This window comes from Salinicoccus halitifaciens, from assembly GCF_021026095.1.
GTDB classification, from domain to species: Bacteria; Bacillota; Bacilli; order Staphylococcales; family Salinicoccaceae; genus Lacicoccus; species Lacicoccus halitifaciens.
The window spans coordinates 182,497-198,827 of the sequence record NZ_JAJNCU010000008.1; the positions used below are offsets into that span (position 1 = coordinate 182,497).

17 protein-coding genes, 1 tRNA gene and 1 other RNA gene are annotated in these 16,331 nt (G+C 50.7%); 2 read left to right on the forward strand and 17 right to left on the reverse strand.

Translation table 11 applies throughout. From position 1 onward, the window contains the following. The 7 genes from LPW40_RS12405 to secG form a co-directional block, all read right to left on the reverse strand. Positions 1-126, reverse strand: a 126-nt coding sequence (locus LPW40_RS12405; RefSeq protein ID WP_230822715.1) for a cold-shock protein, incomplete at its 3' end; no start/stop codon positions are given. A gap of 214 nt (positions 127-340) precedes the next feature. Next, entirely contained in the window at positions 341-541 is a 201-nt protein-coding gene (locus LPW40_RS12410; protein WP_230822567.1) for a cold-shock protein, read from the reverse strand. A gap of 205 nt (positions 542-746) precedes the next feature. Continuing rightward, positions 747-1,109, reverse strand: a transfer-messenger RNA (tmRNA) gene (gene ssrA, locus LPW40_RS12415). A gap of 82 nt (positions 1,110-1,191) precedes the next feature. After that, the gene (gene smpB / locus LPW40_RS12420; protein ID WP_097042188.1) at positions 1,192-1,656 is read right to left on the reverse strand and encodes an SsrA-binding protein SmpB; all 465 of its coding nucleotides are present in this window, start codon (positions 1,654-1,656) and stop codon (positions 1,192-1,194) included. A 6-nt stretch (positions 1,657-1,662) separates the two neighbouring features. Beyond that, positions 1,663-3,939 carry a ribonuclease R gene (rnr, locus tag LPW40_RS12425; protein WP_230822568.1) on the reverse strand — a complete coding sequence of 759 codons (2,277 nt, stop codon included), beginning with the start codon at positions 3,937-3,939 and terminating at the stop codon, positions 1,663-1,665. A gap of 13 nt (positions 3,940-3,952) precedes the next feature. Beyond that, positions 3,953-4,702: an alpha/beta hydrolase gene (locus LPW40_RS12430; protein WP_230822716.1), complete on the reverse strand. Its 750-nt coding sequence runs from the start codon at positions 4,700-4,702 to the stop codon at positions 3,953-3,955. A 114-nt stretch (positions 4,703-4,816) separates the two neighbouring features. Continuing rightward, on the reverse strand, positions 4,817-5,047 hold the full coding sequence (secG, locus tag LPW40_RS12435) for a preprotein translocase subunit SecG (protein ID WP_097042193.1): 231 nt from the start codon (positions 5,045-5,047) through the stop codon (positions 4,817-4,819). Between the two features lie 234 nt (positions 5,048-5,281). Here secG and LPW40_RS12440 point away from each other — a divergent pair, with 234 nt between their 5' ends. Further along, complete coding sequence (locus tag LPW40_RS12440; protein WP_230822569.1) at positions 5,282-6,190, forward strand: nuclease-related domain-containing protein; 909 nt, start codon at positions 5,282-5,284, stop codon at positions 6,188-6,190. A 364-nt stretch (positions 6,191-6,554) separates the two neighbouring features. On the opposite strand, the gene eno is transcribed toward LPW40_RS12440, so the two are convergent. From eno to LPW40_RS12490, 10 genes are all read right to left on the reverse strand, one after another. Beyond that, entirely contained in the window at positions 6,555-7,856 is a 1,302-nt protein-coding gene (gene eno / locus LPW40_RS12445; RefSeq protein ID WP_230822570.1) for a phosphopyruvate hydratase, read from the reverse strand. A gap of 79 nt (positions 7,857-7,935) precedes the next feature. Then, positions 7,936-9,465: a 2,3-bisphosphoglycerate-independent phosphoglycerate mutase gene (gpmI, locus tag LPW40_RS12450; RefSeq protein ID WP_230822571.1), complete on the reverse strand. Its 1,530-nt coding sequence runs from the start codon at positions 9,463-9,465 to the stop codon at positions 7,936-7,938. After that, positions 9,462-10,217 carry a triose-phosphate isomerase gene (gene tpiA / locus LPW40_RS12455; protein ID WP_230822572.1) on the reverse strand — a complete coding sequence of 252 codons (756 nt, stop codon included), beginning with the start codon at positions 10,215-10,217 and terminating at the stop codon, positions 9,462-9,464. The genes gpmI and tpiA overlap by 4 nt, the downstream gene beginning before the upstream one ends. Positions 10,218-10,234: 17 nt before the next feature. Next, positions 10,235-11,422, reverse strand: coding sequence for a phosphoglycerate kinase (locus LPW40_RS12460; RefSeq protein ID WP_230822573.1), 1,188 nt, complete (start codon positions 11,420-11,422; stop codon positions 10,235-10,237). Positions 11,423-11,523: 101 nt separating this feature from the next. Then, complete coding sequence (gene gap / locus LPW40_RS12465) at positions 11,524-12,522, reverse strand: type I glyceraldehyde-3-phosphate dehydrogenase (protein ID WP_230822574.1); 999 nt, start codon at positions 12,520-12,522, stop codon at positions 11,524-11,526. Positions 12,523-12,544: 22 nt separating this feature from the next. After that, positions 12,545-13,504, reverse strand: coding sequence for a sugar-binding transcriptional regulator (locus tag LPW40_RS12470; protein WP_230822575.1), 960 nt, complete (start codon positions 13,502-13,504; stop codon positions 12,545-12,547). Positions 13,505-13,677: 173 nt separating this feature from the next. Beyond that, the gene (locus tag LPW40_RS12475; RefSeq protein WP_230822576.1) at positions 13,678-13,929 is read right to left on the reverse strand and encodes a glutaredoxin family protein; all 252 of its coding nucleotides are present in this window, start codon (positions 13,927-13,929) and stop codon (positions 13,678-13,680) included. A gap of 8 nt (positions 13,930-13,937) precedes the next feature. Continuing rightward, entirely contained in the window at positions 13,938-14,390 is a 453-nt protein-coding gene (locus LPW40_RS12480; RefSeq protein ID WP_230822577.1) for a threonine/serine exporter family protein, read from the reverse strand. Between the two features lie 12 nt (positions 14,391-14,402). Further along, positions 14,403-15,194, reverse strand: a complete 792-nt coding sequence (locus tag LPW40_RS12485) for a threonine/serine exporter family protein (protein ID WP_230822578.1) — start codon at positions 15,192-15,194, stop codon at positions 14,403-14,405. 214 nt (positions 15,195-15,408) lie between these two features. Further along, positions 15,409-15,480: transfer RNA gene (locus tag LPW40_RS12490), tRNA-Arg, on the reverse strand. A 155-nt stretch (positions 15,481-15,635) separates the two neighbouring features. Between LPW40_RS12490 and clpP the strand changes: the two genes are divergently transcribed. Further along, complete coding sequence (clpP, locus tag LPW40_RS12495; RefSeq protein WP_230822579.1) at positions 15,636-16,229, forward strand: ATP-dependent Clp endopeptidase proteolytic subunit ClpP; 594 nt, start codon at positions 15,636-15,638, stop codon at positions 16,227-16,229. Positions 16,230-16,331 lie beyond the last annotated feature (102 nt).

Consider the following 16,331-nt stretch of genomic DNA (forward strand, 5'->3'; position numbering starts at 1 on the left):
TTCAAGAGTTTTGTAACCGTCAGCCTGGATCGCTGAGAAATGTACGAATACATCGTCACCCTGCTCCTGTGTGATGAAACCGAAACCTTTTTCGCCGTTAAACCATTTTACTGTTCCTTCATTCATAGAAAAAACCTCCTAGTGCTTTTGCACTTAAATATTTGTTCGTGTAAATTAATTTCTTTTAAGAGTTTTTCAGATGAATGAAAAAATTAAAATTTGTTAATTTAAACTACTCTTAGTATACTACAGCATTTCCCCGAAAAAGTCAAGGGATGGATCGAAACAATTAAAAAGGACGGCCAGAGGCCGTCCCTTCAAGTTTTATATGGTTTGTAGATTAAACAGGTGTAACGTTAGTCGCCTGTGGACCACGCTGACCTTCTTCTACTTCAAATGTCACTTTTTGACCTTCATCAAGAGTTTTGTAACCGTCAGCCTGGATTGCTGAGAAATGTACGAATACATCGTCACCCTGCTCCTGTGTGATGAAACCGAAACCTTTTTCGCCGTTAAACCATTTTACTGTTCCTTCATTCATAGAAAAAACCTCCTAGTGCTTTTGCACTTAAATATTTGTTCGTGTAAATTAATTTCTTTTAAGAGTTTTTCAGATGAATGAAAAAATTAAAATTTGTTAATTTAAACTACTCTTAGTATACTACAGCATTTTCTCCGAAAAGTCAAGGGGTGATGGAAATTAATTGAAATAAAAAAACGGATGCACTGAATCGCATCCGTCTGATATATGGAGACGGCGGGAGTTGAACCCGCGTCCAGAGACTTTGACACATTTCTTTCTACGTGTGTAGTTCATTTTTCAGTTTCGCATGGATCAAGGTAATGAACAGACCTTCAAATCCATGCTAGTCTTATTGGTTTCCGCATTGGGTCTTAAGACGGCAGACCCAGTGCGTATCCCGCTAAGGTTGAATCATCGTCATGGGCCGCAGGATTGCCCATGGGATGATGCAGAGTGCTCTTAGGCAGCTACTGCGAAATTGTTTTGTTTGCCAGTTATTATAAACTGAGTATCGTTTATGACGGAGCCGAAACCTCCAACACGCTTAAAATGCTCAAACAGCCCCTGTCGAATCCGGAACGTCCCCGGATTAAAAAGCCTCGATATTTTCGAGTGAAGTATATTATAGCAGGAATGCCCGTATATTTCAACCCCGTATGCTCACGGCCCTACCTCATGCGGTCCTTCATCGCGCGGTCCGCTTCGAGCTTCATCTGCCTGCGTTTCGAATCTTCACGCTTGTCGTATTTCTTCTTACCTTTCGCCACGCCGAGCAGCACTTTGCAGACGCCGTTCTTGATGTAGAGCTTGAGCGGGACCAGGGCATTGCCCGTCTCCTGGATGTGGCCCGCAAGCTTGTCGATCTCCTTTTTATGGAGCAGCAGCTTACGTGTGCGGAGCGGGTCATGGTTGAAACGGTTCCCTTCCTCATACGGGGCGATATGCATGTTGTACACATACATTTCGCCCTTGTAAGTCTTGGCATAGGCATCGGTGAGGTTCGCGGACCCACGCCTGATCGACTTGATCTCCGTCCCCTTCAGCGCGATGCCGGCTTCCACTGTCTCTTCAATTGTATAGTCGTGTCTTGCCTTCCTGTTCTGGGCAAGTGGTTTCGTATGTCCTTTTTTCATAATGCACTACTTCTTCCTTTGTCCTTTTTTGGCCGGTGCTTTATAGAAAGGCTTCTTCCCGCCCCTCTTATCACCCTTCTTATTGTTATCAGAAGGTTTATTTTTCGCCCGGATCTCCACCGGTCTTGAACGTCTTTCTGCTCTCTGCCTCTCCGGCATGCCGATGACCCTGAAGTCGATCAGCCTTTCCGGGATGTTCACATCCAGCACTTCAATCTCGACCGGGTCCCCGATCCTGAACACTTTACCGGTACGCTCACCGATGAGCGCCATGCTGCGCTCATGGAACTGGTAGTGGTCATCCGTCATATTCGACATATGGACGAGGCCTTCGATCGTATTCGGCAGCCCGACGAACATCCCGAAGTTCATCACACCTGTGATGACGCCTTCAAACGTCTCACCGATGTACTGCTTCATGAACTCCGCCTTCTTCAGGTCATCCGTGTCACGCTCGGCATCCTGGGCGCGGCGCTCCCTTTCGGATGTGTGCTCGGCCGCTTCCGGCAGCCACGAATTGACTTTGTTGACCGTCTTGTGGTCCGTCCTGCCTTCGATCAGGTACTTGCGGATCAGCCTGTGGACGATCAGGTCCGGGTAGCGGCGTATCGGTGAGGTGAAGTGTGTATAGAACTCTGTGGACAGTCCGAAGTGGCCAAGGCTTTCCGGCGAGTACTTCGCCTGCTGCATCGAACGCAGCATCAGCGTGCTGATGACCAGTTCCTCCGGCCGGCCCTCGATCTCCTCTAAAATATCCTGAAGCGCATTCGGATGGATCTCGCTGCCTTTGCCCTTCACCACAATGCCGAAAGTTGAGATGAAATCGAAGAACTTCTTGAGCTTCTCCTCTTTCGGATCCTCGTGTATACGGTAAAGGAACGGCACATCCATCCAGTGGAAGTGCTCCGCCACCGTTTCGTTCGCAAGCAGCATGAATTCCTCGATCAGTTTCTCACCCGTCCCGCGTTCACGGATCACAACGTCTTCAGGGACGCCGTCCGGACCGACGAGGACCTGGGCCTCCTTGAAGTCGAAGTCGATCGCACCGCGGCGGTCCCTCTTCTTCCGGAGGATCGCCGCAAGATCGCCTGCATCCTTGATCATCGGATACACGTCATCATACTCGGAGATCAATGCCTGATCTTCATCTTCCAGCATCCTGTTCACCGCTTCATAGGTCATGCGGCGGTTGGAGTGGATCACACTCGGGAAGATGTCATGGTTGACCACGTTGCCGTCATCGTCCACTTCCATTCGGCAGCTCATCGTCAGGCGGTCGACATCCGGATTCAGGGAACAGATGCCGTTCGACAATCTGTGCGGGATCATCGGGATGACACGGTCGACGAGGTAGACACTCGTCGCCCGGTCATACGCCTCTTTATCCATCTCAGAATTTTCCTTGATGTAATAGCTCACATCCGCGATGCTCACGGTAAGTTCATAATTGCCGTTGTCCAGCCGCTTCACTGCGATCGCATCATCCAGATCCTTCGCATCGGCGCCGTCGATCGTGATGGTGTTCTCATGTCTCAGGTCCTCTCGCCCCTCCAGTTCACCCGGCTGGATGCTGTCGGGCACATTTTCCGCCTCATTGAGCACCGGGTCCGGGAACTCGATGTCGATGCCGTGGTTGTAGATGATTGAGAGTATATCGACGCCCGGGTCGTTTTTGTGCCCCAGGATCTGGACGACATGCCCTTCCGGATTGTCGTTTTTACCCTCCGGGTAATTGGTGATTTCAACAAGCACCTTATGGCCGTCCACAGCACCTAGGTTCTGGCCTCTCGGGATGAAGACATCCGTCTTGAATGTCTTGGAATCCGGCAGGACGAAGCCGAATGACTTGTTGTCCACATATTCGCCGACGACCTTCGTGATGCCCCGTGTCAGTATGCTCGTGACACTGCCTTCCACCTTCTCGCCGGAAGAGTCCGCAGCAACTTCCACAAGCACCGTGTCGCCGTCAAGCGCGCCGTTGACCGCAGTCGGCGGGATGAAGACATCATCCACCTCCTCTTCTTCAGGGCGCAGGAAGCCGAACCCCCGCTTATGCATGGAGAGTTTACCCTTGACCAGGTTCGTCTCGGTCACCTTCATGTACTTGTCCTTCTTGGTGCGGACGACGATGCCTTCCTCCTCAAGAGCAACCATCACTTTGACCACTTCTTTGAAGTCCTCTGAATCATGGGCATCCAGTGCTTGTATAAAGTGATCGATCGTCACCGGTTTGTACTCTTCTTTGTTTATGATGTCCAAAATCATTTCCCTGTAGTTACTCATGAGAATACCTCCATTATATTATCTCTTCCATAAATCCATATATATCATCGAACAGTTCTTTCTTATCTTCATCTATTGTGAGCACATGCCCTGAATTTTCATAGAACTTCAGCCGTTTTTCGGACGGATCGGTCGATATGCCGTCATGAATGACATTCGCCGATTCCGGATCGATGACCTCATCAAGCGCCCCCTGGGCGGTGAATACCGGATCGAATACATCTTCAAGCGATCCCCTGGCCCGGTCGATCATGACGTTGATGTCGGAAAGCGTATCATGAGCGTCGCCGAGGCTCGCTTCCAACTCGTTATCAATCGTCTGCTGGTTTTTATTTTCAAAACGCTTTTTGAAGTTTTCGGCGTATGTCTTATAACTTAATAATAGCTCATCGTGTGATTTCATAAACATCGGGCTGCATATCGTTGCCGTGCCGATGGTGTCCCGGTCCTGTGAGAGGAGGAGTGCGAAGACGCCGCCGAGGGAGACGCCTGCTGCGAATATTTTTTCGTACCCTTCGGATTTCAGGAAGTCGTATGCTTCGAGCACCTGGCGGTACCATGTGTGCGGTGATGATTCCAGTATGTTTTCAGGCGGTTCTGCATGGCCTTCATAGTTGAAGGCGTATGAAGTGATGCCTTTCTTCTGCAGATGGCGGCCGAGCTGCCTCACATCCGATGTGTTGCCTGTAAATCCATGCAGCAGCAGCACCGCATATTCAGACCCTTCATCAAAATAAAATTCTCCGGGCATTTTCACGTTCATCATGGATATCCCACTTTCCGATTGTTACTTCAATTGTACGTTAAAGTGCGGGCAAACAAAAGAAAAAGAAAACCCTGCAGTATGGAGGGTTTTCTTTCGACTTTTTTCATTCGATTAGCTGACGTAAGTCAGTAAAAGCATTATTAAGAAAAATAGTATGGATAGAATCACAGTTGCCCTGTGCAGCACGAGATCCATTCCGCGTGCCTTCTGTTTACCGAATAATTGCTCTGCCCCGCCACTGATTGCACCCGAAAGGCCGGCGCTTTTTCCTGACTGTAGCAATACCACTGCAATTAATGATATACAAACGATTATCAACAATACAATCAAAGCTGTTTGCATGTGGTAGTCCCTCCAATAAATATTAACATTAGGAATCATAACAAAATCGGTGTATAAATGCAAGTTGCCGGGATTTTTGGAAAATGGCAGATTTCGTGTTTTTGGGGTGGGATTTTGCGGGTTTTTGGATTTTTGTATGCTGTTTTTAGCAGTTTTTCCTTTTCTGTGTGCAGATATTGAATTGTTGCGTTTTGACAACAATTTGGGTGAATTTTAAATTGGGGGTGGAAGGGGATGGTTGTGCTGTTGAGACATAAACCGATGAAGATGGAACAGCTGGAGATCATGAAATGCCGGGCAGGTGTCGGGAGCGCGGAACTGAATGAACTTGATAATCTGAAGCTCGGGTGGGAGGGGGAAGGCGAGATGGATGCGATGATCGATTGCAGGGTCCGCGGGCGTAACTGCGTGCATTTTAAGGATTACAGATTTGCTGTCAATCAGGCGGGCGGTGACGGGAAGATTGTCCGGAGTTCCAGTGAAGTGCAGATTGATAATGTGCTGATTGCCGGGGACCGGATATTCACCTTCGAAGTGAAGAAGTATAATTTTGATTTGATTTACGGTGATGAAGTATGGACGTATACGAATGGGGAGAAGTTCAAAAATCTGATGCAGCAGGTGTCAAGGCAGAATGATGCCTTCCGCCATCTTTTGAAAAAGTCGGGTGCCGGGATGGATGTCTACAGCTGCCTGGTGCTCATCAACCCGGCCCAGACGATCTACAGTCTGCCTTACGGGAAGAACATACTGGTGCACAGCGCGGTCGGGAAGTTTTTGGACCGGATCGTGCGTGATAACCACTATTCCTACGACAGGCTCGCCGGGTTTTTGGAATCGCGCCGGCTGGCGAAATCGATGTACGATGCGCCGGTTAATGTCGGGGTCGATGAGCTGCGGGGCGGGGTTTTCTGTGAGGTTTGTTATATGGAGCTGGAGCGGGTTCATAGGAATCAGTACCGTTGCTCTTCATGCGAAAGAGATTATGACCTTTTGTCGGTCACCCCCCGGCTGATTGCCGAATTGAAGATTTTGAATGAGGGGTGGAAGCTGAGTTCTTACTTAATATCGAAATATAGTGGTAACCTGGTTTCCCATTCCTATATACGCACCCAAAAAAGACTTGGTAACATTGACTATTAATTGCTTATTTAAACTTTATCTGACTGGTAGACATAATTGGAATCAGCTTTTCCCAGTTATGTCTTTTTTATTTGATATTAGACATATAACTTTAATTTAGAGAGAGTTACGCCGATTTTCATCAATAATCGACATAACTCTTTGGTTTACGCGGCTTTATGTCTAAATGACCTGAGAAAAGGCATAACTTTATTGATTGTTCCCTACTTATGCCTAAATGATTTTGAAATCGACACAACTTATTTGAATAAGCATTATTTATGCCTAGTTACACCTCAAATCGATATATATCCTTCTCTTGTGGCCGGCCAGCACCACCACCCACAAAAAGCCCCCCGCTTCACAAGAAGCGGGGGGCTTTATTCTACACTTCCTCCAGGTTGAAGAAGGAGTCGAGGCCGTCATATTTGGCTGTTTCGTATAATTCGTCTTCGATGCGGAGCAGCTGGTTGTATTTGGCGACGCGGTCCGTACGGGACGGGGCGCCTGTCTTGATCTGTCCGGCATTCACCGCAACCGCGATATCGGCAATCGTCGTATCTTCCGTCTCACCGGAGCGGTGGGAGATGACGGATGTATATCCTGCGCGCTTCGCCATTTCGATGGCTTCAAACGTTTCGGTCAAAGTTCCGATCTGGTTCACCTTGATCAGGATGGAGTTGCCGACGCCTTCTTCGATGCCGCGTGCGAGCTTCTCGGTGTTCGTTACAAACAAATCATCACCGACGAGCTGAACCCGGTCGCCGAGGCGGTCGGTCAGCAGCTTGTGGCCATCCCAGTCGTTTTCATCCAGTCCGTCTTCAATGGAAATGATCGGGTATTTATCCACCATTTCAGCATACCAGTCGACCATTTCCTGGGATGTGAAGGTCTTGCCCTCTCCGGATAATTCATAAACGCCTTTTTCCACATTGTAGAATTCGGATGAAGCGGCATCCATTGCGAGTCGTATTTCCGTCCCCGGCTCATACCCTGCTCTTTCAATCGCTTCTATGATCGTGGAGAGTGCCTCCTCATTCGATCCGAGGTTCGGTGCGAATCCGCCTTCGTCACCGACAGCGGTGTTCAGGCCTTTTTCACTCAGCACTTTTTTCAAATTATGGAATATTTCAGCACCCATGCGCAGGCCTTCTTTAAAGCTTTCCGCACCTACAGGCATGATCATGAATTCCTGGATGTCGACGTTGTTGTCCGCATGCTCACCGCCGTTGATGATGTTCATCATCGGCACCGGCAGCTGCACAGCATTGAATCCGCCCAGATATTTATACAATGGTTGTCCAAGGAATTCTGCGGCCGCTTTCGCCACAGCTATGGATACGCCGAGGATTGCATTCGCCCCGAGCTTGGCTTTGTTCCCGGTGCCGTCAAGCGCAATCATCATCTTATCAATGGAGACCTGCTCCAGCACACTGAACTCTCCTTCGATCAGTTCAATGGCAATCACTTCATTGACGTTTTCTACAGCTTTTTCCACGCCTTTGCCCATGTAGCGTGTATCATCCGCGTCACGCAGTTCAACGGCTTCATATTCGCCTGTCGAGGCACCGGATGGGACGAGTGCGCGGCCGAATGCACCGCTTTCAGTCAGCACTTCCACTTCAACTGTAGGGTTACCGCGGGAGTCGATCACTTCGCGGGCATAAACATCTGTAATTATTGGCATATCGATATCTCCTTAAATGTATTTGTTCTCTTTCATTATGTGAGAAAGAGTGAATAATTTCAACAATAATAAAAATCCGTCACTTCCGTATCAGGCTTTCGCCCGTCATCTCTTCAGGCTGCCTGATTTCCATAAGGTCGAGCAGCGTCGGCGCGATGTCTGCAAGGATGCCCCCGTCCCTCACTTCGACACCTTCTTTGGTCACGATGATCGGGACCGGGTTGGTCGTATGTGCAGTCATCGGCTGGCCATCGACCGTCGTCACCTCATCCGAGTTGCCGTGGTCTGCAGTGATGACGGCGGCACCGCCCTGGGCGATGATCTCATCCACGATCGGCCCGAGGCATTCATCCACCGCTTCGATCGCCTTCACGGTCGGCTCGAACTTGCCGCTGTGGCCGACCATATCCGGGTTCGCGAAGTTCAGCACCACAAGATCGAGATCTTTTTTTCCAAGTTCCTCAAGGCAGGCATCCCGCACCTCATAGGCGCTCATCTCAGGCTGCAGATCGTAGGTCGCCACTTTCGGCGAATCGATGAGCACACGACGTTCACCTTCAAACTCACGGTGGCGCCCGCCGCTGAAGAAGTAAGTGACGTGCGGGAATTTTTCAGTCTCCGCAATCCGGAGCTGCCTGCCGCCCGCATCCGCCACGACTTCACCGAGCGTGTTCACGAGGTCCTCCTTTTCAAAGACGACATCTGCGACGATATCATCGCTGTACCGCGTGAAAGTCACGAATTTCAGATTTGAATACTTCCGGTCCATTTCAAACTCTATGAAATCTTCATTCGTGTATATTTCTGAAAGCTGGGCCGCCCGGTCCGGACGGAAGTTGAAGAAGATGACGGAGTCATTGTCCTTCACGCCCGTCCCTTCCTTATCGTCGTAGCCTTTCACGACGAAAGGGACGACGAACTCATCATATACCTCTTCATCGTAACTTGCCTGCACGCCTTCCGCAGCACTTTCATACACCGGTCCGCGGCCGTTCGAGATGGCGTGGTATGCCTTCTCCCCGCGGTCCCAGCGCTTATCGCGGTCCATCGCATAGTAGCGGCCGGAGACCGTTGCGAACTCGCCGATGCCGATCTCTTTGAAGCGGCGCTCCGTCTCCTCTATGAATCCGAGGGCCGAGCTCTGCCCGACATCCCTGCCGTCAAGGAAGGCATGAACATAGACACGCCCGAGCCCTTCGTCTTTTGCGAGTTTCAGCAGTGCGAATAAATGCTCGTAATGCGAATGAACGCCGCCGTCACTGAGGAGCCCCATCAGATGGAGTTCACTCCCTTCCTCCTTCACGTGGCGGATCGCATCAAGCAGCACCCGGTTTTCGAAGAAGCTGCCGTCCTCGATCGCCTTGTTGATCCGCGTGAGGCTCTGGTAGACGATGCGGCCGGCACCGATATTCAGGTGCCCGACCTCGGAATTCCCCATCTGACCTTCCGGGAGGCCGACATCCAGGCCGGCCGCGGACAGTTCATTGTGCGGGTAGCGGTTGAAATAACGGTCGAAGTTCGGTTTATGTGCGGCCTTCACCGCATTGCCCTTCTCTTCGTCCCGGTTCGCAAAACCGTCCAGTATGATCAAAGCCGTCGGTTTACTCATCGTCCGGCACCTTCCAGGAGCGCCATGAAATCATCCGGTGCGAGGGATGCACCGCCGACGAGGGCGCCGTCGATATGCTCCTCGGCCATATATTCCCCGATGTTTTCCGGCTTCACGCTGCCGCCGTACTGGATGCGCACGGCTTCCGCCGCCTCATCACCGTAGAGGGATGCGATCTTTTTGCGGATGACGCCGCACATTTCGCCAGCATCCCCGCTTGTTGCAGACTTGCCTGTGCCGATCGCCCAGATCGGCTCATAGGCGATGACGACCTTCTTCACCGCATCCGCCGGTATATCAGACAGTGCCTTTTCGACCTGGTCCTCGACGACGGAGGCATGCCTGCCCGCTTCGCGCTCCGCATCCGATTCACCGACGCAGACGATCGGGACCATGTTCTTATCCAAGACGGCATGGGTCTTTTTATTGACCGTCTCATCTGTTTCGTTGAAGTGTTCCCTGCGTTCCGAGTGGCCGATGATGACATAGTCCACGCCGAGGTCTTCGAGCATCGCTGCAGAGACTTCGCCGGTGAACGCACCGCTGTCTTCGTGATGCGCATTTTCCGCACCGATGCCGAGCTCGAGGTCCCGTACCTTCTCGACCAGCCCCGGCAGATGGATGAATGGTGCGCATATGGCGCTCTCCACTTCATCTTTTGCCGGCAGTTTCCCAAGGCTTTCGATAAACTCCTCGCCTTCTGAAATCGTCTTGTTCATCTTCCAGTTTCCTGCAATAAATGGTGTCCTCATTATAATCCTCCTATGATTTACTTGTCATTGATCGCTGCAAGCCCCGGCAGCTCTTTGCCTTCGAGGTATTCGAGCGATGCGCCGCCGCCTGTGGATATATGTGAGAAATCGTCTTCGTAGCCGAGTGAAGCTGCCGCTGCAGCCGAGTCACCGCCGCCGATGATCGTCATGGCGCCCTCGAGGCCTGCAAGCGCCTTGCATACACCGATCGTGCCGTGAGCGAAGTTTTCGAATTCAAATACACCCATCGGTCCGTTCCAGACAACGGTCTTGGCATCCTTCAGATGCGATTTGAACGTCTCAACCGTCTCACTGCCGATATCGAGCCCCATCATGTCGCCGGGGATGTCATCGACGGAGACCGTCCTGTGAGTCGCGTCCTCCGCGAACTTGTCCGCGACGACCGCATCGACCGGCAGGACGATCTTATCCCCGCCGGCATCAAGCAGCGATTTCGCAAGGTCCACCTTGTCCGCCTCCAGCAGTGACGTGCCGATCTCCTTGCCCTGCGCCTTGAAGAATGTATAGGCCATGCCGCCGCCGATCAGCACTTTATCCGCCTTCTCGAGCAGGTTCTCAATGACGCCGATCTTATCCGACACTTTTGCACCGCCGAGTATCGCGACGAAAGGCCGCTCCGGCTCGTCCACCGTACCGCCGATGAAGTCGATCTCCTTTTGCATCAAGTAGCCGGAGACCGTTTCGATGTTTGATGCGATGCCGACGTTTGAAGCATGTTCACGGTGGGCCGTGCCGAATGCATCATTTACAAATACATCGCCGAGCCCCGCCCAGTAACGGCCGAGCCCCGGATCATTGCCGGATTCCTTCTTGCCGTCCAGATCTTCGAAGCGGGTGTTCTCAAATAAAAGAATCTCACCGTCGGCAAGCCCGTCCACCGCCTGCTCGAGTTCCGCACCGCGCGTTTCCGGGATAAATGTGACCGTCCGTCCGAGCAGTTCGCCGAGCTTCTCCGAAACCGGCTTCAAAGTCTTGTCTTTTTTATCTTCCTCGGTCTTTACTTTCCCGAGGTGGGAGAATAAAATGACCCGGCCGCCCTGTCCGAGCAGATATCTGATGGTCGGCAGCGCCTGCACGATACGGTTGTCATCCGTGATCTTCCCGCCTTCCATCGGTACGTTCAGGTCTGCACGGAGCAGTACCTTCTTGCCTTTCACTTCAATATCTTCAACAGTCTTCTTCATGACATGCCTCCTAAATTGTTCATTGTTTTCATTATACCCAATTTAAGCCTGCAGAAAAATAAAAAAACGGATGGAATACCTCCATCCGTCATAATATTGAATTATTTTGCCGTCATATGATTCAAAGTGCGGACGAGCTGTGCAGTATAGGACATTTCATTGTCATACCATGCTACGGTCTTGACGAGCTGTTTGCCGTCGACTTCGAGTACACGTGTCTGTGTCGCATCGAATAAAGACCCTTCCTTGATGCCAATGATATCGGACGAGACGATCGGATCTTCATTGTAGCCGAATGAAGGGTTCGATGCATTCTTCATCACGCTGTTCACTTCATCCTCGGTCACATTCTTATGCAGGGATACCGTCACTTCAGCGAGTGAGCCCGTTGCGACCGGTACACGCTGTGCGCCGCCGTCAAGCTTGCCCTCAAGTTCAGGCAGCACAAGGCCGATCGCTTTGGCCGCCCCTGTGGAGTTCGGCACGATGTTCTCGGCTGCAGCACGCGCACGGCGGTAGTCGCCTTTCCTGTGCGGTGCATCCAGTGTATTCTGGTCGCCCGTATACGCATGGATTGTCGTCATCAGCCCTTTTTCGATGCCGAATTCATCATTCAGCACTTTGACGACCGGTGCGAGGCAGTTCGTCGTACATGAGGCTGCAGAGACGATTTCCTCGTCGCCTTCAAGCGTATCTTCGTTCACGCCGTAGACGATCGTCTTCATATCGCCTTTGCCGGGTGCTGAAATCAATACTTTCTTCGCTCCGGATTCAAGGTGCTTCCTCGCACCTTCCTCGTCCGTGAAGAAGCCTGTACATTCGAGGACGATATCTATATCCAAATCTCCCCAAGGCAGATTCGCAGGGTCTTCCTCGTTGAATGACTTCACTTCCTGGCCGTTGATCTTGAAGCCGTTCTCTGTGACTTCTATCTCACCTTCAAAACGGCCCTGGGTCGTATCATATTTGAACAGGTGCGCAAGGAATTCATCATCGGTCAGATCGTTGACCGCCACGACTTCCATATCGTCATAATTTTCGATTTCCCTTGCTGCAAGTCTGCCGATTCTTCCAAATCCATTAATTGCTACTCTAACCATAAAATATGGCCTCCTTATATTTTTATGCCAGTAAATGACCGGCAATGACTTCATCAATGATCAATATCGTATTTTCCGGTGCCAGCTTCAAATAAGCCTTCACCGCTTCCTTCTTGCTCCCACCGCCTGCAACTGCAAAAATGGCCTCTTTTTTTCCAAGGTCCTCAAGCTGCAGTCCGATGGTCGTCACCTTATGGACCAATTCCCCGTCAGCATCGAAATAAAACCCGAACGCTTCGCCCACGGCCTGACCTTCAGCCAGTTTCTGCATGGTCGCTTCATCCACATTCCTGCGCCGTGCCATTTCAAAGGCATCGCCGATGCCATGGATGACGAATGACGAGCGTTCATTCAGTTCGATGATCTCGCTCACCAACGGCTCTGCCTTCAGCGACTGCAGTGAAGCTTCGCTGATGCTGTCCGGTGCGTATAACATCCTGTGCTGACCTTCCGTCGCTTCCGCCAGATGACCGACGATGGAGTTCGACTGGTAGGCGACCTCTTCACCGAGCCCGCCCCTTGCAGGGATGAACAGCAGGTCTTCGTGCTTCGGCCTTAAGAACTTGCTGACGAGTGCCATCGTGGATCCGCCTGCAACAGATATCACCGCACCCAGGAACAGCTGCTCCGTCAAGTGTTCAGCCGTCAGCTTCGCGAGCTCCTCCTTGACGAAGGGGTTCTCCTCCGCATCACCGCGGACGACGATGATGTCTTTCAGAGGATATCGGTCCTTCAGCTGGCCGGCGAGGTCGTTGCGGCTTTCAATCAGCGTCAGGAAGGGCTCCACTTCACGGAGCACTTCCCTGCCGCTCCCCGATAAAGAGATGCCTTTGGCATCCACTTTGATCAGGTTGAGTGCCGCCAGTTCCTCGACTTCCCTGCGCAGCACCCTTTCCGTCATGCCCAGCTGCTTCGACAGCGTCCTTCTGCCGATCGGCTGTTCTGCTCCGATGTAACCTAAAATATCAAGGCGTTTCAACATGTGAGATAAAATATCGGGAACTACGCTTTTCTGGATGTCAATGAGTCTCTGCCACATATCATTATCCACCTTTCGCTATAGTGAGACAAAAACCGTCCCACCAGGGACAAAAAAATTACATCATTAATATATCAAAATTATATATAACAATGCAATCTTTTTGTATCCTTTATTTACTTACCCTTAATTGCTTTTATATAATCATAGATCTGGACGAAATCGAGGATGCCCTCCTGGATGACTTCGGAATCATGTTTCAGCACCGGGACCCTTACCATGTACTCTTCCTGCAGTGCATCATCATGGTCGATGTCGATCTTATTGATCCTGACGTCCATCTCCCTGAGCTCCGATAATGCGACTTTGATCTGCAGGAGACCCTCATCGCATAATCCGCACCGTTCCCTCATATAATAATCCAACATTAACACAATTACTCACCTGTCTTTAATTTTGATAAAATCGTATTCACCAGTGAATGGAGCATCTCCGATGTGATGATGCCGAGCGCGATCGCACTGGCGATGAGCGCCGCTTCAATACCGAATGAAATCGCCAGCTGATAGTTTTCAAGCACGACATTGCGCATCGCCTGGTAGGCGATGCCGCCCGGGACGAGCGGGATGATCCCGCATGTGATGAAGATGACGAGCGGCATCTTCAAGTACCTTGCATTATAGATCGACACCGCAGTCAGCACGATGCCACCCGCAAAGCTCGAAACGATCTGTGTCACTCCCATGTCCATGAAAGTGAAATATACAAGCCATCCTGCAGCTCCGGTCAGCCCGCAGCTGATGAGCGCCCGCCTCGGCGCATTGAAGAGTATGCCGAAACCCATGGAAGCAAAAAAGCTTAAAATAAACTGATAAACGAACACCGCCATCCAACCGCCTCCTTAAATGATCATGAACACGAGCGCCACCCCTGCGCCGATCGCAAATGCAGTCAAAGTCGCTTCCGCACCTTTCATGATGCCGGCGAGCAGATGGCCCCGGATCATCTCACGTATCGCATTCGTGATCAGGACCCCTGGCACAAGAGGCATCACTGCAGCGATGATGATGGTGTCCATGTTCGCACCCGGCCCGTATGTAGAGTAGAGGTGGGCGGTGAGCGCGATGAACAGGGACGCGAAGAATTCCGTGAAGAATTTGACCTTCGTGAAGCGGAGGATCCCCTCCATTATGAATACGCCGAGCGCACCGCCGAATGCCGCAGCCGGCAGATCGATGAGCGCACCGTCGAACAGCAGGAGGAACATGAAGCCGACCATACCTCCGGTGAGCACCATCAGCCACAGGGGGAATACGAGTGATTCATGGATCCTCTCAATTTTCCTGATCGCCGATTTAAGCGGCATGCCGGCGGTGATCTCGCGGGATAAGTTATTGATCACATTCACCATGCCGAGGTCGTTTGCACGTTCATCGATCCGCACCGTCTGCGTCAGTGCATGCTCATTCATCGAGAAGATGATGACGGTCGGTGTGACGAACACCTGGGGATTGCTGATGCCGTAGCTGTTGGATATGCGCATCATCGTGTCCTCGATGCGGTATGTCTCCGCACCGCTCTCAAGGAGCAGCTTGCCGCAGTTCAAAGCCACAAAGAAGACATCCCGCACATAGCTTTCCTTCAGGTCATCATTGGGTTCGTCGATAATTTCCATATCATTCAGCACATTCATCACCTGCTTTTCACAGTGAATAAAAACCCGCATCCCGGATCATTTTCAGCCACAATTATACAGTGGATGCCGGATGATTTGAAGCGATTGATTTTTATTGTAAAAATTACACCACTCTGGTACGTTGTATGCATGAAGCATTCAAAAGAAATAAAAAAACAGCCATAACCCTTGAGGATTATGGCTGGATCATCTGTCCAAAGACTTTACGCAGCGCCCCCAAAGAGAATCGAACTCCTATCTCAAGAACCGGAATCTTACGTGTTATCCATTACACCATGGGGGCCTGATCAATATTCAGGCCGGTATGTATTTCAGACCATAACCATTATAGCATAAATCCTGAAAATGAAAAGCCGGTTTTATCTTTTGACCTTATTTGACTAATATGATATAAATAAATCAGCATTAATTATAAAACTAAAACACGGAGGGAAAAACATGAATTTAATACCTACAGTGATTGAACAGACAAATCGCGGAGAGCGTGCTTATGACATTTATAGTAGATTATTAAAAGATAGAATCATCATGATCGGGACAGGGATCGACGATAATGTCGCGAACTCGGTCGTGAGCCAGCTTTTATTCCTGCAGGCACAGGATCCTGAAAAAGACATTTATCTGTACATCAACTCACCGGGCGGCAGCGTCACGGCCGGAATGGCGATCTATGACACGATCCAGCACATCAAACCGGATGTTCAGACGATCTGCCTCGGCATGGCTGCTTCCATGGGTTCATTCCTGCTTGCAGCAGGTACGAAAGGCAAGCGCTTTGCATTGCCGAACGCCGAAGTGATGATCCACCAGCCGCTCGGCGGTGCACAGGGTCAGGCGACAGAAATCGAGATTGCCGCCAAGCACATCCTGAAAACCCGTGAAAAATTGAATAAAATCCTCGCTGAGAGAACAGGCCAGTCACTGGATAAAATCGAACAGGACACCGACCGCGACTTCTTCATGTCAGCAGAAGAAGCGAAAGAGTACGGCCTGATCGACGAAGTGATGGAACCTGAAAAGCTTCAGGGATAATATTCTGGTGCTGCATATCAAAATGATATGCAGCACTTTTATTTTGTCGTCTTTTCGGGTATGAGACTAGAAACTATACGATTTTAAGGAGGCACCCCATCA

Excerpts from the sequence above, each read along its gene's own strand:
- LPW40_RS12430 (WP_230822716.1), bottom strand. The coding sequence starts at position 4,702 with ATGAACGTGAAAATGCCCGGAGAATTTTATTTTGATGAAGGGTCTGAA.
- gpmI (WP_230822571.1), bottom strand. The coding sequence starts at position 9,465 with ATGAGTAAACCGACGGCTTTGATCATACTGGACGGTTTTGCGAACCGG.
- eno (WP_230822570.1), bottom strand. The coding sequence starts at position 7,856 with ATGCCAATAATTACAGATGTTTATGCCCGCGAAGTGATCGACTCCCGC.
- LPW40_RS12475 (WP_230822576.1), bottom strand. The coding sequence starts at position 13,929 with ATGTTGGATTATTATATGAGGGAACGGTGCGGATTATGCGATGAGGGT.
- LPW40_RS12470 (WP_230822575.1), bottom strand. The coding sequence starts at position 13,504 with ATGTTGAAACGCCTTGATATTTTAGGTTACATCGGAGCAGAACAGCCG.
- clpP (WP_230822579.1), top strand. The coding sequence starts at position 15,636 with ATGAATTTAATACCTACAGTGATTGAACAGACAAATCGCGGAGAGCGT.
- LPW40_RS12460 (WP_230822573.1), bottom strand. The coding sequence starts at position 11,422 with ATGAAGAAGACTGTTGAAGATATTGAAGTGAAAGGCAAGAAGGTACTG.
- tpiA (WP_230822572.1), bottom strand. The coding sequence starts at position 10,217 with ATGAGGACACCATTTATTGCAGGAAACTGGAAGATGAACAAGACGATT.
- LPW40_RS12485 (WP_230822578.1), bottom strand. The coding sequence starts at position 15,194 with ATGAATGTGCTGAATGATATGGAAATTATCGACGAACCCAATGATGAC.
- LPW40_RS12410 (WP_230822567.1), bottom strand. The coding sequence starts at position 541 with ATGAATGAAGGAACAGTAAAATGGTTTAACGGCGAAAAAGGTTTCGGT.
- LPW40_RS12440 (WP_230822569.1), top strand. The coding sequence starts at position 5,282 with ATGGTTGTGCTGTTGAGACATAAACCGATGAAGATGGAACAGCTGGAG.
- secG (WP_097042193.1), bottom strand. The coding sequence starts at position 5,047 with ATGCAAACAGCTTTGATTGTATTGTTGATAATCGTTTGTATATCATTA.
- rnr (WP_230822568.1), bottom strand. The coding sequence starts at position 3,939 with ATGAGTAACTACAGGGAAATGATTTTGGACATCATAAACAAAGAAGAG.
- gap (WP_230822574.1), bottom strand. The coding sequence starts at position 12,522 with ATGGTTAGAGTAGCAATTAATGGATTTGGAAGAATCGGCAGACTTGCA.
- LPW40_RS12480 (WP_230822577.1), bottom strand. The coding sequence starts at position 14,390 with ATGGCGGTGTTCGTTTATCAGTTTATTTTAAGCTTTTTTGCTTCCATG.
- smpB (WP_097042188.1), bottom strand. The coding sequence starts at position 1,656 with ATGAAAAAAGGACATACGAAACCACTTGCCCAGAACAGGAAGGCAAGA.